Source organism: Vreelandella olivaria (assembly GCF_023507745.1).
Classification (GTDB): Bacteria; Pseudomonadota; Gammaproteobacteria; order Pseudomonadales; family Halomonadaceae; genus Vreelandella; species Vreelandella olivaria_A.
The window spans coordinates 21,520-36,260 of sequence record NZ_JALPZO010000110.1 but is presented as its reverse complement, the minus strand read 5'-3'; the positions used below and the strand labels follow the sequence as shown (position 1 = coordinate 36,260).

10 protein-coding genes are annotated in these 14,741 nt (G+C 54.1%); 3 read left to right on the top strand and 7 right to left on the bottom strand.

Going from position 1 to position 14,741, the window contains the following annotated elements; genetic code table 11:
* The first annotated feature begins 2 nt into the window (after window positions 1-2).
* Complete coding sequence (gene ggt, locus HP566_RS09185; protein ID WP_249976959.1) at window positions 3-1,793, top strand: gamma-glutamyltransferase; 1,791 nt, start codon at window positions 3-5, stop codon at window positions 1,791-1,793.
* 7 nt (window positions 1,794-1,800) lie between these two features.
* Here the strand turns inward: ggt and HP566_RS09180 are convergent, their stop codons facing one another.
* From HP566_RS09180 to acnB, 3 genes are all read right to left on the bottom strand, one after another.
* On the bottom strand, window positions 1,801-3,687 hold the full coding sequence (locus tag HP566_RS09180; protein ID WP_249976958.1) for a glycerophosphodiester phosphodiesterase family protein: 1,887 nt from the start codon (window positions 3,685-3,687) through the stop codon (window positions 1,801-1,803).
* Between the two features lie 68 nt (window positions 3,688-3,755).
* A complete protein-coding gene (gene rraA / locus HP566_RS09175; RefSeq protein ID WP_249976957.1) occupies window positions 3,756-4,250 on the bottom strand; it encodes a ribonuclease E activity regulator RraA in 495 nt (164 codons plus the stop codon).
* Window positions 4,251-4,397: 147 nt separating this feature from the next.
* Window positions 4,398-7,001 (bottom strand): bifunctional aconitate hydratase 2/2-methylisocitrate dehydratase, encoded by a 2,604-nt coding sequence (acnB, locus tag HP566_RS09170; protein WP_249976956.1) that lies wholly within the window; start codon window positions 6,999-7,001, stop codon window positions 4,398-4,400.
* A gap of 519 nt (window positions 7,002-7,520) precedes the next feature.
* Between acnB and HP566_RS09165 the strand changes: the two genes are divergently transcribed.
* Both HP566_RS09165 and HP566_RS09160 read left to right on the top strand, forming a co-directional pair.
* On the top strand, window positions 7,521-8,177 hold the full coding sequence (locus tag HP566_RS09165; protein WP_249976955.1) for a tRNA-(ms[2]io[6]A)-hydroxylase: 657 nt from the start codon (window positions 7,521-7,523) through the stop codon (window positions 8,175-8,177).
* Between the two features lie 30 nt (window positions 8,178-8,207).
* Window positions 8,208-12,104, top strand: coding sequence for an AAA family ATPase (locus tag HP566_RS09160; protein ID WP_249976954.1), 3,897 nt, complete (start codon window positions 8,208-8,210; stop codon window positions 12,102-12,104).
* 30 nt (window positions 12,105-12,134) lie between these two features.
* Here HP566_RS09160 and HP566_RS09155 read toward each other — a convergent pair whose 3' ends face one another.
* Genes HP566_RS09155 through queC form a run of 4 tightly spaced genes read right to left on the bottom strand, consistent with a single transcriptional unit; the run spans window position 12,135 to window position 14,601 of the window.
* A complete protein-coding gene (locus HP566_RS09155) occupies window positions 12,135-12,416 on the bottom strand; it encodes a YkgJ family cysteine cluster protein (RefSeq protein WP_249976953.1) in 282 nt (93 codons plus the stop codon).
* On the bottom strand, window positions 12,413-13,246 hold the full coding sequence (locus tag HP566_RS09150; RefSeq protein ID WP_249976952.1) for a 6-carboxytetrahydropterin synthase: 834 nt from the start codon (window positions 13,244-13,246) through the stop codon (window positions 12,413-12,415). The genes HP566_RS09155 and HP566_RS09150 overlap by 4 nt, the downstream gene beginning before the upstream one ends.
* A complete protein-coding gene (gene queE, locus HP566_RS09145) occupies window positions 13,247-13,891 on the bottom strand; it encodes a 7-carboxy-7-deazaguanine synthase (protein WP_249976951.1) in 645 nt (214 codons plus the stop codon).
* Window positions 13,891-14,601, bottom strand: coding sequence for a 7-cyano-7-deazaguanine synthase QueC (gene queC, locus HP566_RS09140; RefSeq protein WP_249976950.1), 711 nt, complete (start codon window positions 14,599-14,601; stop codon window positions 13,891-13,893). The genes queE and queC overlap by 1 nt, the downstream gene beginning before the upstream one ends.
* Window positions 14,602-14,741: the final 140 nt, after the last annotated feature.

The following is a 14,741-nucleotide window of genomic DNA, read 5'->3' as shown; positions in this document are numbered from 1 at the left end:
TCATGTTGCCATTAAGGGCAAGGTTAACGTTAACAGGCTTGTTATTGGTGCCAATGTATAGCTGGGGGTTCAGCTATGAGGCACCTTCTATTACCCCAGAGGTAGGTTCCGGTTACGAAGAAAAGCCCGGCTGGGCAACATCAACATTTGCGGTGGCGGCCGCAAATCCGCTGGCAACCGATGCGGGGTATCAGGTATTGCAGGCGGGTGGTAATGCCATTGATGCCGCGATTGCAGTGCAAATGGTACTGACGTTGGTAGAGCCCCAGTCAAGTGGTATCGGTGGTGGCGCGTTTTTAATGCACTATGACGGTGCTAATGTGCAGGCTTATGATGGTCGTGAAACAGCACCTGCGGCCGCCAATGGAGAGCTGTTTATTGAAGAGGGAGAGCCCCTTGCCTTTATGGATGCGGTGGCAAGCGGACTTTCGGTAGGAGTCCCTGGTACCGTAAGGATGTTGGAAAAAGCGCATGCTGAGCATGGTCAACTGCCCTGGGAGGTGCTCTTCGAGCCAGCCATCACTCTGGCGGAAGAGGGCTTTGCCGTTAGCCAACGTTTGCACACAAGCCTGGCTAACGATGAGGCTCTCCGGCAAGACCCGCTGGCTGGCTCTTTCTACTACGGCGCCGACGGCGAGCCAATAGAGGTGGGTGAGACCCTGACTAACCCTGCGCTGGCGGCTATTCTACAGCGTATTGCCAGTGAGGGCAGTGCAGCACTGCATGGCGGTGATATCGCTGAGGATTTCGTCAATCGGGTGCGTGAGCACCCTGTTCGCCCCGGTGCAATAACTATTGAGGATATGAGCGGTTATGAAGCGCTTGAGCGGGAACCATTGTGTACGCCTTGGCAGCAATGGGAGGTCTGCGGTTTTCCACCCCCTTCATCCGGGCACATTACCGTTATGCAGATCCTGGGCATGTTAGATCAGCAACCCTTGCTTGAAGCACCGCTTGATAATGGGGTTAGCAGCAGCGGCTGGCTGCATCAGTTCCTGGAGGCATCGCGTTTGGCCTTTGCAGACCGTGGTCGTTACATCGCAGACCCGGCGTTTGTCGAAGCGCCGGGTGATGATTGGTCGCTGATGCTGGCCCCTGACTATTTATCCCGTCGGAGCGCACTAATCAATCAGGACAGCATGGGGGAGAATGCGGAGCCTGGTAACCCAGGTGATTTTGCCGTCAGCTTTGCCAGCCAGCCGGAACAGCCTGAATATGGTACAAGCCATATCAGCATTGTGGATGCCGATGGTAATGCGATTGCCATGACCACCACTATTGAGCAGGCCTTTGGTTCACGCATTCTGGCTGATGGCGGTACTGGGTTGCCAGGCGGCTATTTGCTAAATAATGAGTTAACCGATTTCTCGTTTGTTCCTGAGATTGACGGTGAGCCGGTGGCTAATCGCGTAGAACCCGGCAAACGTCCACGCTCCAGCATGAGTCCCACGCTGGTATTCGACCAGGATAGCGGTAAGTTGGTGGCAACCCTCGGCTCCCCCGGCGGTGCGGCTATTATTCATTATACTGCCCGAACACTGCTAGCGATGCGTGACTGGGGCCTGAGCGCTCAGGAAGCGCTGAATCTGCCCCATGCCATTACCCTGGGGGGCGATGTCTTTGTCGAGGAGGGGCGTTTCCCTGAGACGACTATTGAGTCACTGCGCGAGCGGGGCCATGTCGTCAGTGAACGGGAGTTAACCAGCGGACTCCAGGCGATTATGCGCCTGGAGGATGGCTCACTGTTTGGTGGTGCAGACCCCCGCCGTGAAGGCGTCGTGATGGGGGACTAAGAGTTACTTATTGACGCAGCCAGTTGCGCAGTTTCACCAGCATAAGGCCGCCGTCGCTTAGTGCGCGGCGGTCCTCTATTAGTTCTCTAAGCCGGTCGGGGTAGTCAGTGATAATGGCGTCCACGCCCAGGTCAATGAGCGTTGACATACGCGCTCGGTCATTAACCGTCCAGGCATGTATTTCGTACCCATACAAGGCGGCTAGATGCACTTCCTGACGGCTGATACGATTATGTCTAAGCCCCAGGGCGTCAAAACTACGCCGATCCAGGGTGCCGGGCAGAATAAGTTGTGCCAGTAGCGTTACGCGCAGTTCGGGGGCCTGTTGTTTTAAGTAAGCCACCATATCGGGGGACATGGCGGCCACACGCATCTCCATCAGCGTATTTGGGAAGCCGCAGGTGGTTATGCCAGTAAGCGCGCTATCCTGGGTTGCCCAGCAGCGATAGCGAATATCAGATTCCGCTTCTAAGGTGTTCAGCACGGCGCGTGCGAGCGCCTGCTCCTCACCCGGCAGTGGTTTCATGTCAATCATTAAGCCTGCGCGTCCGCGCACCATGGCCAGAGCATCATCCAGGCCAGCAATGGTTTCGTTTTGAAAAGCATCGCCAAACCAACTGCCAACATCAATTCGACTTAATTCTTCGCGGGTTAAATCTCCAAACTCCCGGCTATCTCCAGTCAGCCGAGCCAGGCTGCGATCATGATAGAGCAGCACTTGATTATCAGCGCTTAGGCGTACGTCCAGTTCGACATAGTCCGCGCGATCACTGAGCGCCCGCTCCACGGCGGCCAGGGTATTTTCAGGGGCCACCATAGAGCTGCCCCGGTGAGCAATGACAGCTACGTTGTCGCGTATTTCAAAACTGTTAAGAATCCACCACGCTTGGAGAGCAGCGAAAAACAGCACGCTTAGCTCCACCGCCCAGGCCAAACGACCAGGATGGGCTGCATGAGCACGCGGTGAAGGGCGCTCTTTTTTATAGGTAAGTTGAAGATAGAGGCAGGCTGAAAGCAGTGCGTTGGTCGCAATCCCCAGAAATGTAATGGTCAGAGTGATTAATACATAGCCGGTTAAATAAGCAAACATGGCGGGAATGAGCACGGCGTTGTGTTCGGGTAACCACCAAAGCAGTGGTGTGACCACCAGGTCGAACAACCATGTAGTGATAAATGGCAGGCTGATAATGATGACTAGTAGCGTTAGAACCGCTACGCCAATAGAGCGATGCCAGCCGCGCGTTAATCCCACGCTGCGCTTGAGTGCCTGATACGGTGTATTACTCTCCAATGCGACAAGTGGCAGTGCCAGGAGCCAGCGTAAGTACAGCCATGCAGCGAGCCCTGCCCAGATAAGCACCAACGGCACTGCACAGGCAAGAAAATACCAAAGAACGGGAGGGCGAACCCGTTGCAAATAGTAAGGGTCCAGCCCGCTTAGCCAAATATGGTAAAGCCACGCCAGGCCCGCCATAAAAGGAGCCAGCAATAACAGGTGTGTTCCCACCTGAAGGATGACCAGGCCGGCAAGTGCGTGGAGACGGCGCGTGCTTAACCACAGTGCCTCAAAGGCGAGCCGGTAATGGTTCTCTTTAGGTCTTGCGGCGACGATCAACATGCCCGCTTGCTGCCAGTAAATCAGTAAAAAGGTAAAACCTAGACCAACCAACATGGCTACCAAGCCTAAGGGGCTAAATAACAGTGCTATAAGTGCATCATTGGTGACCACTGTGCGATTCAACTGGGCAAGCATGGCCCGCGAGGCCCAGGCGATAACTGGCACCAACAGTGCAGAGGCCAGCAGCGTGTAGAGCAGATGGTAGGTGATCAATGGGCGTAGATGATCACGGAGGGTGCGTAATAAAGCATAGCCCAACTGGTTTAAAGGCTGCATGGTCACAAAAGTGTCAGAGTGAATTACCAGGGTGGCACTATCCGCCACACCTGGCAAGACGAGGGCATTTAGGACAAGTCGAGTGCTGCATCCGCGAGGATAATGCCGTTGTTATCGGCATAGAGCCATTGACCTGGGCGTAACGTGGCTCCGGCGAACGTCACCGCAATATCGCGTTGTCCCTCACCATGTTTTTCGCTGCGTCGAGGGTGGCTGCCAAGAGCCTGTATACCTAAGGGCAAGGTGGCAAGAATATCAACATCTCTGACGCAGCCGAACATCACCACGCCGGCCCAGCCGTTTTTAGCCGCTTGTTCCGCTAACATGTCGCCGAGCATGGCACAGCGGTGGGAGCCTCCGGCATCAACGACCAGTACAGCACCGTCGCCAGCTTCAGCGACTGCCTGTTTCACCATTGAGTTGTCTTCGAAGCATTTTATGGTGCGAATGGGGCCATAAAAACTGTCGATACCACCAAAGTTAGCGAACATTGGGTCAAGTACCGTCACGTCAGGATGAGCATCACATAAGTCTGGCGTAACAATGGGGTTGGATGTCGGCATGACACACTCCTTATATTCACCTATAAAAAAACGCCCAGCCTGGCTATGAACAAGGCGGGGCGTTCGTTCATCGACTCAGAAAGAGGGAAATGTCACTCCTCCTGCGATGGTGCGAGCATCGGCGATGGGGCGGTTGCGACAAGTACGTTACGCTTCCTGAGCAACCGGAATGACGTTCGAGGCGATCTTTTGATACTCCTCAATTTCATGGAAGTTCATGTAACGATAGATCTCACCCGCCAGTGCGTCAAACTCGCTCATATAACGCTGGTACTCTTCAACGCTTGGCAGGCGGCCTTCTACAGCGGCAACCGCTGCCAATTCCGCTGAGGCCAGGTACACATTGGCACCGTCGCCCAAGCGGTTCGGGAAGTTACGTGTAGACGTAGACACAACGGTGCTTTTCGCAGCAACACGTGCCTGGTTACCCATACACAGTGAACATCCCGGCATTTCCATGCGGGCACCAGCACGGCCATAAATGCCGTAGTAACCCTCTTCGGTCAACTGGTGCTGATCCATTTTGGTCGGCGGAGCCAGCCATAAACGTGTCTTCAGGCTGCCTGCGGGCTGTTTTTCAAGCAGCTTGCCAGCCGCTCTGAAGTGGCCGATGTTGGTCATGCAGGAGCCGATAAATACTTCATCGATCTTTTCGCCGGCAACGTCAGACAGTAAACGTGCATCGTCCGGGTCATTCGGGGCGCAAAGTACCGGCTCTTTGATCTCACTGAGATCGATTTCAATCACCTCCGCGTACTCTGCATCCTTGTCAGCACGCATCAGGCTTGGGTTGGCAAGCCATGCTTCCATGCCTTCGATACGGCGGCTAATGGTGCGCTCATCACCGTAGCCATTGGCGATCATCCATTTCAATAATGTGATGTTAGACTTCAGGTACTCAGTGACGCTCTCTTCAGACAGCGTAATGGTACAGCCAGCAGCACTACGCTCAGCAGAAGCATCGGATAGTTCAAATGCCTGCTCAACCGTCAGGTCTTCCAGACCTTCGATTTCGAGCACCCGGCCAGAGAAGGCGTTCTTCTTGCCTGATTTCTCTACCGTTAACAGACCCTGCTTGATAGCGTATAGCGGGATGGCATGAACCAGATCACGCAGTGTTACCCCAGGTTGGCGCGTGCCTTTAAAGCGCACCAGTACTGATTCCGGCATATCCAGCGGCATCACACCGGTGGCCGCGGCAAAGGCAACCAGGCCTGAGCCAGCAGGGAATGAAATACCCAGCGGGAAGCGGGTGTGTGAATCACCACCGGTGCCAACGGTATCAGGCAGCAGCATGCGGTTAAGCCAGCTGTGAATGATGCCATCGCCGGGGCGCAGGGAAACACCGCCGCGGTTCATAATAAAGTCAGGTAGCGTATGGTGAGTGTCAACATCTACCGGCTTTGGATAGGCGGCTGTGTGGCAGAAGGACTGCATGACCAGATCGGCCTGGAAGCCAAGGCACGCAAGGTCTTTCAACTCGTCACGCGTCATGGGGCCGGTAGTGTCCTGAGAGCCAACAGTGGTCATTTTTGGCTCGCAGTACATGCCGGGGCGCACGCCATCCATACCGCAGGCCTTACCAACCATTTTCTGGGCAAGTGTGAAGCCTTTGCCGGTATCTTTAGGCTGGTCAGGCAGGCGGAAAACGTCAGAGGGTGCCAGGCCCAGGGAGTCACGCGCTTTACCGGTCAGGCCGCGGCCAATGATTAGCGGAATACGACCACCCGCACGAACTTCGTCCAGGATTAACTGAGTTTTCAACTCGAACGTGGTCAAGACGTCGTCGGTGCCGTGTTTACACACTTTGCCTGCATAGGGGTAGACATCAATAACGTCACCCATTTCCAGCTTGGAAACGTCCATTTCAACCGGCAGTGCGCCAGAATCTTCCATGGTGTTGAAGAAGATCGGAGCAATTTTGCCGCCAAAACAGAAACCGCCCGCCCGCTTGTTAGGCACGTAGGGAATATCGTCGCCAAAGAACCAAAGCACTGAGTTGGTGGCAGACTTACGCGAGGAGCCAGTGCCGACGACGTCCCCTACATAGGCGACGGGGAAGCCTTTCGCTTTTACCTCTTCGATCTGCTTCAGTGGACCAGTGGTACCAGGCGCTTCCGGTTCAATGCCTTCGCGCTCGTTTTTAAGCATAGCGTTAGCATGGAGCGGAATATCCGGGCGTGACCAGGCATCCGGGGCAGGGGAGAGATCATCAGTGTTGGTTTCACCGGGAACTTTAAAAACTGTCAGGGTGATTTTCTCTTCCAGCGCAGGCTTGGAAAGGAACCACTCTGCATCAGCCCAGGACTGAATGACGTCTTTAGCGATGGCATTGCCGTTTTTGGCGCGCTCTTCAACATCATGGAAGGCGTCAAACATCAGCAGGGTGTGCTTAAGCTGTTCACCTGCTTCACGGGCCAGCTCTTCATTGTCCAGCAGTTCGACCATGGAGACGATGTTGTAACCGCCCTGCATGGTGCCGAGTAGCTTAACGGCATGCACTTTATCAATAAGGGGAGAGGTGGCTTCGCCCTTGGCTATTGCGGTCAAAAAGCCGGCTTTGACATAAGCGGCTTCATCAACGCCCGGCGGTACTCGGTTGGTAATCAGGTCAAGGATGACTTCCTCTTCACCCGCCGGCGGATTTTTAAGCAGCTCAATTAAAGCAGCAACTTGCTCGGCGTTCAGGGGCTTGGGCGGGACGCCCTCAGCAGCGCGTTCCTCGACATGTTGGCGGTAAGCTTCAAGCACGTTGGGGCCCTCTCATCTTTTAATGGTGACGAACACATACCCCACGGTTTTGAGTATGTGCCCGGACACGTGACATACGCTTGACAAACAGCGTCTGGCGGATGGCTCGGATTCTACGGCAAACTGTCGACAATGTTAAGACAGCAAGCTGTTGTGCGCATTGTACTTTGGCATTGTACTTTGTGCTGGTGGGCTGATAGTTGGTTTCCTGCTCTGCGCGCTTTATTAGTAATTAATCGACAAAGTGGAAAGTTTTTTATCAAAAAGAAGCGTGATTAATGGTAAGCGTGGGTGTGATTATTGCTACAGCGCGTTACCATACCTTGTGCTCATTGTGTGAGCGTGTCGTGTTTAAGCGAAGTGTGGTGCTCCGCGAAACCATACTTATACATTAGTAATGTGCTATATGAGTTACGAGGCGCAGCATGAATTTATGCGGTTTGCGCTATTTGACGGGGGCAAACGCTATAGGCGTTTATATGTTATACAATGGTGGAATAAGCGTTTGGTAACGGTGTTATGTCAATACAATTAGCAGCATTACAGCCGGTGGGTCATTCGCTCCAGGCGGAGGATCTGTTGCCGGAGAGTCTACATCAGTTTCTTGCTTGCCCAACGCCAGATCAATGGCTGCAGTGGGCGTTAGCCAACCCTGACATCCTTCTGATTGATCATGCCCAGTGTGAAAAAAAAGCTGCCTCTACGGCGATGAGCTTACTCTATCGCTACGTCAGCCAGTCGCTATTACTAAGTAAAATGTCGCAGCTTGCCCGTGAAGAGCTATTGCACTTCGAACAGGTCGTGGGGCTAATGGAAAAAAGGGGTGTTACTTATCGGCACCTGACCGCTTCCCGGTATGCTGAAGGGCTACGCCAGCATATGCGTAGTAATGATCCTGAACGTTTGATAGATGTGTTGATTATTGGTGCACTGATAGAAGCTCGCAGTTGTGAGCGGTTTGCGCGCTTAATTCCATACCTGGATGAAGAGCTTGCCAGATTCTACCGCACATTAGTGAAGTCTGAAGGACGTCATTTTGAAGATTATCTACTGCTTGCACGACAGCAAACAGCCGATTCGATTGATGACCGAATCGCCTTTTTCGTGGCGCGTGAAGCGGAGTTGATTACTTCGCCAGATACGGCTTTTCGTTTTCATAGCGGCGTTCCAGTTTAAACCGCCGCTAGCCCAGGCAGGATGTGTATCATGCGCGATGCTCAACAGACAGACCAATTGACCCTTTTTGGGCACTTCTCCCTATCGCAAGGGGAGGATGTGCTGACGCATTTCAGCTACGACAAAGTTAAAGCCCTGCTGGTTTATTTGTTGTTGCACCGCCAACCAGTGAATCGGGCTGTGCTTGCTGAGCTACTTTGGCCTGATCAGGGGCTCTCTTCAGGCAGAACCAATTTGCGCCACGCATTACACTGTCTGCGCCAATCGATGGGTGGCAACGCCGAGCATGTACTGAATGTATCCCGCCAGACAATCGCTTTTCAGCTGCCTGCCAATTGGCATGTTGATTTACATGAATTGCAACAGTTGCTTGAAGGACCAAGAGATTTAACCACTCTCGAAGCTGTGATGGCCTGCTACCAGGGTGACTTGATTGAGGAGTTACAACTGGCCAACTGCAGTGAATTTCAGCGTTGGTTGGTTCAGGTGCGTAATGAGTGGCGTCAGCGTGTCATTCGCTTTGCAGAACAAGTGCTGGATGATCATGCTGATGTGCCCGACACCTTGGTGGAGGGATTGGTTAGCCGTTTCTCCGGTTATGGCCCTTTTCACGAGCGTTTGGTGCGCCAATTGGCTGAAAAGAAACAGATGGCGGCGGCACACGAACAGTACAATAGCTATTTACAGTTATTGGCGCTTTCAGGCCAGCAGCCCGAACCAAGCTTTCTGCAGTTGGCCAACTATTGGTCTGATGGGCATCACGACTCTCGTGTGATTACTCCTCAGGGAGCTTTTTCCCGGGCACTGGCCGCCGATAGTAAACCCTTGCGAGAGGATGAGATTGAGCTTCGCCAGCTATCTGTAATGGCGATCCGTCTGCGACTCCAGGGCGATTGGCAGGATCGTGTGGCTACACGTAACTGCCTGGCTTTGCAGTTGGAGCTACTACGCTGGCTTGAGCAGCAGTGCCACCACCTGGGTGGTTTTTGGCTGCCTGGTGCAACGGGTGGGCTTGGGTTGGCGTGCTTTGGTACGCATGGACCCGCCCATCAATTGGCAGAGCTTGTCGCCCTTTATGAGCACTGCCGTCAAGCGCTGCCCCATGAGTCAGAGCGGCACTGGGCAGGCGAGGGAGAACCGCCAAAGTTTGAGTTGGCCGCCGGGCTTAATAGTGGCCGGGTAGTGTATCTGCCCGAACGTCAGTTGGCTGATCCTCTTGGTCAAGTCACTCAGGTTTCATTGGAGCTGATGAACGCCGCGGAAGGCAGTGAGCTGGTGATCTCCCAGGAGGCGAGTCAACATATGCCCCCGGCCCTTGATCTTCAGCCCCGGCTTGTCTCGCGTCTGGTCGCTAGTGATGGACGTGTGCGCTTAAGAGCGCTGGTGTTAGGTTTGAACGAAGGGGGGCGCGATGCCTTGCCCCCCAGCCTGGTAGGGCGGGAGACTTCCCTGCGTACGCTGCGAGATGCGCTGGCGCGAGCGGGTATTGGGTTGCGCCAAAGCGTACTGGTGCGCGGCGCCTCCGGTATGGGGAAATCCGCCCTGATAGTCGGGTTTCGTCAGTTGGAACTAAGCCGCGATGCTGCTATCTGTTGGCAGCCTACCACCCGTTTGTCTGTACTTGAGCCCTATGGAGTCGCACGTACCTTGGTGGCGTGGTATATGGGGGCAGCACCCTCTCGCGAAACGATCCGTGAACTTCAAGGTACTTTGGGCGCAGAGTCATTGGATGATGAACGCCAACAGCTCCTTGAGGAGGCATTGGGGGTCCGTGATGTACAGGAGGTCGCACAGCTGACGCAAAATGGTGAAGCCGTTGAGCCTGTTGTACGTCTGCTGCATCGTTTGATTGATCATCAGGCAGCCTCTCGAACCCTTGTACTGATGATTGATGACCTTCAGTGGCTGGATGAGCCTTCTTTCAAGGTATTAGCCGGGCTGCAGGCTCGCTTGCCCATTAATACGGCGTTTATGCTGGTCGCCAGCCACCATGGGCGTGAACCCTTGCCGGTCAAGCTGCATTGGGATCAGCAAATCACTCTCGGTAGGCTTGATGCCCTGCAATCCTCCCGCCTGCTTTCACAGCTTTCACGCCGCTATAGAATTCATTTAAGCCCACGGTTACGTAATCAAATTATTGAGCGTTGTGATGGTGTGCCACTGTATATGCAGGAGATATGCCGTCGTCTGGATATGGACCGACGAGAAGGCCGCAGTGTCCAGTTTGACGAGCTACCGAAAGGTCTACTCGGGTTGCTTGCCAGTCGTATTGATCAGCTTGAGTGCGATCGGGAAATTGCTCATATTGCTGCTGTTTTGGGCAAGCGTTTTAGGCTCGACTTTTTGCAGGAGTGTAGCGGTTGGGAGCCAGCCCGGCTTGCCAAGGCCGTCGAGCATATGCGCCTTTTGGAAATTATTGAGCCTGTTGAGAAAGAGAGTGGTGAGCACGAGTACCAGTTTAGCCACCAGCTGTTGCAGGAAGCGGCTTACCTTTCTTGCCTCAGAGATGTGAGAGTCAGGCTACACCAACAGGTGGTCACGCTGATTGAAGAACGTTTCCCCATGTGGATTAGTCGTCATCCGGGCGATTTCGCAACTCATCTGCGCCGTAGTGGCCACTATGCCCGTGGAGCCCGCTACTTTGAACTAGCCGCCCGTGAAGCGTTAAAAGTCAGTGCCAATCGTACCGCGCTGCGTATGGCAGATTTTGGGCTTGCCAGCCTACGCCATGTTGAACATCAAATTGAACGCGAAGTCAGTTTGCTAACGGTTCGTGGGCAGGCTGCTTTTGCGCTGGAAGGGCACGGGTCACCCACGGCCCACGAAAGCTTTGTACGAGCCAGGGAACTGCTCCGGCAGTCAGGAAGTGACACTCTGGACGACCCTGAAGACCTTGAGCAGATTTTCCTGGTCAAGTGGGGACTTTGGGTCGGTTGCAGCCAGCGTTATGCTCATGCAGACGCCTTTGCACTGGCATCCACCCTGACGGATATTGCTGATCATCTGGAAGATCCTCGCTATCGCAGGCTTGCGGATTATGCCAGGGCGCATTGTGAGTATTGGGCGGGACGAATTAAACAGGCACACGATCATCTTGATGAAATCGATCCGCTCAATGCTCAAATGATGATTGAATGGTTGCCTTTCTCGGATCACCCACAAGTCTCCGCTGCGTGCTTCCAGGGGTGGGCGCTGTGCTTGAGGGGTGATTACCAGCGAGCTGAGCGGCATGTGTCATCCGCTATTCGGCTGGCTGAGAAAATAGGGCATCCAGGTACGCTTGCTATGGCGCTAATGTTTGCCGCAGCGCTTTACCGTCAACTGGGCCATGTCCATCTGGCTGCTCGTCATGCAGAGCGTGCGGCAGCTATGACAGGTACGCCGGATTTGCAGCTTTGGCAAATTTCTGCCCAGGGGGTACTGGGTTGGCAGCGAGCGTTGGCAGGCGACCAGACTGGATTGGTTCAACTGCGTGACAGCCTGGATCAAATGGCAGAGTTGAATGGTAGGGATCGTTTTCAGCGTCCAGTGCTGTGGTACTCGGATGCGTGTATTGAACTTGGTGAACTGGAGGCGGCGGAAGATTATCTGGATCAGTGTTTAGTGATTGCCCGCGAGCGCACAACGTTGTTTTTGCCAGAAATTGCCACTCAGCTTGCCAAGGTGCGTGATTTGCTGGGGCACCCAGCCAATGAAGTAAAAGTGCTTGCAGAGATGGCGATTAACCAGTCCCAGGAGCATGGTAATCGCCATCAAGAGCTAGCGGCTTATGAGCTGTGGCTAACGCGAATTTCACCGACTGACCAACAGGCAAGAGAGACGTTCAGGCGCTTGCTGGGTGAAGTCAGTCATAGCGACGCACCTGTATTAGTGCGTTGGGTAAGCTTGCTGGACCGGCGCTCCCACGCCGTCAGTGTGGAGAGCTAGGCGGCTGCGTTTTTGACCCTAAAGCACACACTAGTTTGTGTTGCTTTCCAACCAGGTGAGTGTGGCAAGGGCCTGATCACGGTGCTTGCCACATACCTGGATATCGAAGCTAAAACGTTCACAAACCTCTGGGCGATGAGGACTGCCAAATAGCTTGCACAGGTTGTCAGCGTTTAGCTGTATACACCTTTCACCAGCCGGTTTGCCATTCGGCATGCCCGGTATCGGCGATGAAATGGAGGGCGCAATGCAGCATGCACCGCACCCTGGACGACATGAGGCCTGCTCCTTTGTAAGCAACGGATCACTCATGGTGCTGCTTCAGCCATGGCACCTTTGTTGATACCTTCAAATGCCTGGACAAAGGTCGGTTTGCCACTCTGCCGGGCAATGCGCTTCGCCAACCAGCGGGCAATATTTTCGACGGTTGTCGGGTTTGGCAGGATGCTGCAACGTTCAAGAGGCAGTGTGATGGCGAAGTCGCCCTGAGCAGCTGTATAGCGGCAGGTTAGTGTCGTGTCATTTTGAGAGGTAATATCCGCTTGCTCAAGCAAGTAGCGATTATCTAACCAGCCAGCCCAGTGTTGTTCAAGCGCGGGCTGACGTTCACTCTCTTGCCAGATGTGTAGGCGTGAGCGGTGGCCATGGGCAATGCGTTGACAATTGCCAAGATGCCGTTTGAGTCCGTGGCTATAGCCATAGGCAGCCCCCTCGATTGCTTCGTCACTTAAGCTCAGCCTGACATGGTCAACGTTGGCAGGTCTTTGCATCGTTAATGTTGTACTTAGTGTGTCAGTGATACGCTCAATGGTAATAGCGTCCCATGGCAGAAGCGTAAATGCCTCAGCTGGACCGCGCACTTCCATGACATAAGGTGAGGTAGTGCGAACGCATATACCCTCGTGACAGTCGCTAACTTCGACACCGGCTGCGTTAACGGGCACTAATAGTGTATGGTCAAGGCCACTGTCGAGTGTGTGCTTGATCCACGGTTTGACTTCACCGAAATCAAACAGCATGCCGTCCTCGCCCAGTTCGCCATCAAGCAAGGCATCCACTTGCCAACTGCAACCCATCAAGCCTTTTTCTGGGCACCATAGGGAAACATCAATGTGGGTTAGGTGGTTAACAAATAACGACATTTAATCAAATCCTGCAATCTTGTGCGTTTGGAGCGACAGGCGCCACTGTGGGTTTGACATACAGTAAGCGGTAGTTGCCTGAACCGTTTCAGCGTTTTTCGATGCAACACCATGATCCATCGGCTGTAAAAAAAAGTGTCTAAAGCCCAGCCGCTCAAAGTTTTTGGGTGGTGCATCCAACTGGGGAAACACCAGCTTTAATTCATCACCCTGAGTGATTGCCAGTGGGTTGGCGCCCTTGGGACTGACACAAAGCCAGTCAATACCCGCCGGTGGCGTTAGCGTGCCATTGGTTTCAACGGCCACTTCAAACCCATGGCGATGAAGTGCCGCAATGAGAGGGGCGTCGAGCTGTAACAGCGGTTCGCCACCGGTGAACACCACATAAGGAGTGGCACGCTGGGCTGGTTGGGGCCAGAGTGCCTGGATATGTTCAGCGAGGGCTGCTGCCGTGGCAAAACGGCCACCATTGATGCCATCCGTACCAATAAAGTCGGTATCGCAAAAAGTACACTTCGCGCTTGCGCGGTCACTTTCACGACCTGACCAGAGGTTGCAGCCACTGAAGCGACAAAAAACGCTGGCGCGTCCGGCCTGAGCACCTTCTCCCTGGAGGGTGTAAAACGCCTCTTTCACGTGATACATCAGCGCGGTACCCGTGTTGTACCGGTCTCGTACTGCAATGGATCATCCGCGTTGTTGGCGGCAAAGGCAGCCAGTCGCTCACGGCAGCTACCACACTGGCCACAGGCAAGTTGGCGGCCTTCATAGCATGTCCAGGTGTGGCGATAATCCAGCCCCATAGCGAGACCCTCGCGCAAAATATCCGCCTTGCTGGATTGCAGGTAGGGCGCATGCAGCGTTACCGGCTCAAAATTAGCAATGCCTGCCACATGGTTCATGGCGTCGACAAACTCAGGGCGGCAGTCAGGATAAAGAATATGGTCACCACCATGAGCGCCATAGTCGACACGTTCGGCCCCGATATTGACCGCTTTGGCAATGGCCAGGGAGAGTAGGATCATATTGCGGTTAGGAACAACGGTGGCGCGCAGATTGTCCGCAGCATAATCACCAGCAGGCATCTTGATATCCGGGCTGGTCAGTGCCGAGTTATCGATCAAGCTGTGAATGGCGCGAATATCCACTACCTGGTGAGGCACGTCGAACTGCTGGCACACGAAACGTGCGGTGGCTAGTTCCCGTGCGTGGCGCTGGCCATAGTCAAACGAAAGTGCATGGACATTTATGCCTTCTCTGATTGCACGGTGGAGCACTGTATAGGAGTCCATGCCACCGGAGTAGATGACAACGGTGGATGACACGCTAATACCATGGGGTGAGGTTAGAGACATGATAAATACTCTTTTGTCGGAGAATTTGTTAAGCGCTTTTAGCATCACGCTAAGCGGTAATCCGGGGTCCGGTCCGGAAGGGCGGCAGTGTACGCAATGTAAGGGACTCTGACCAGTGTTGGGGGGCTTTAGTGACCTTT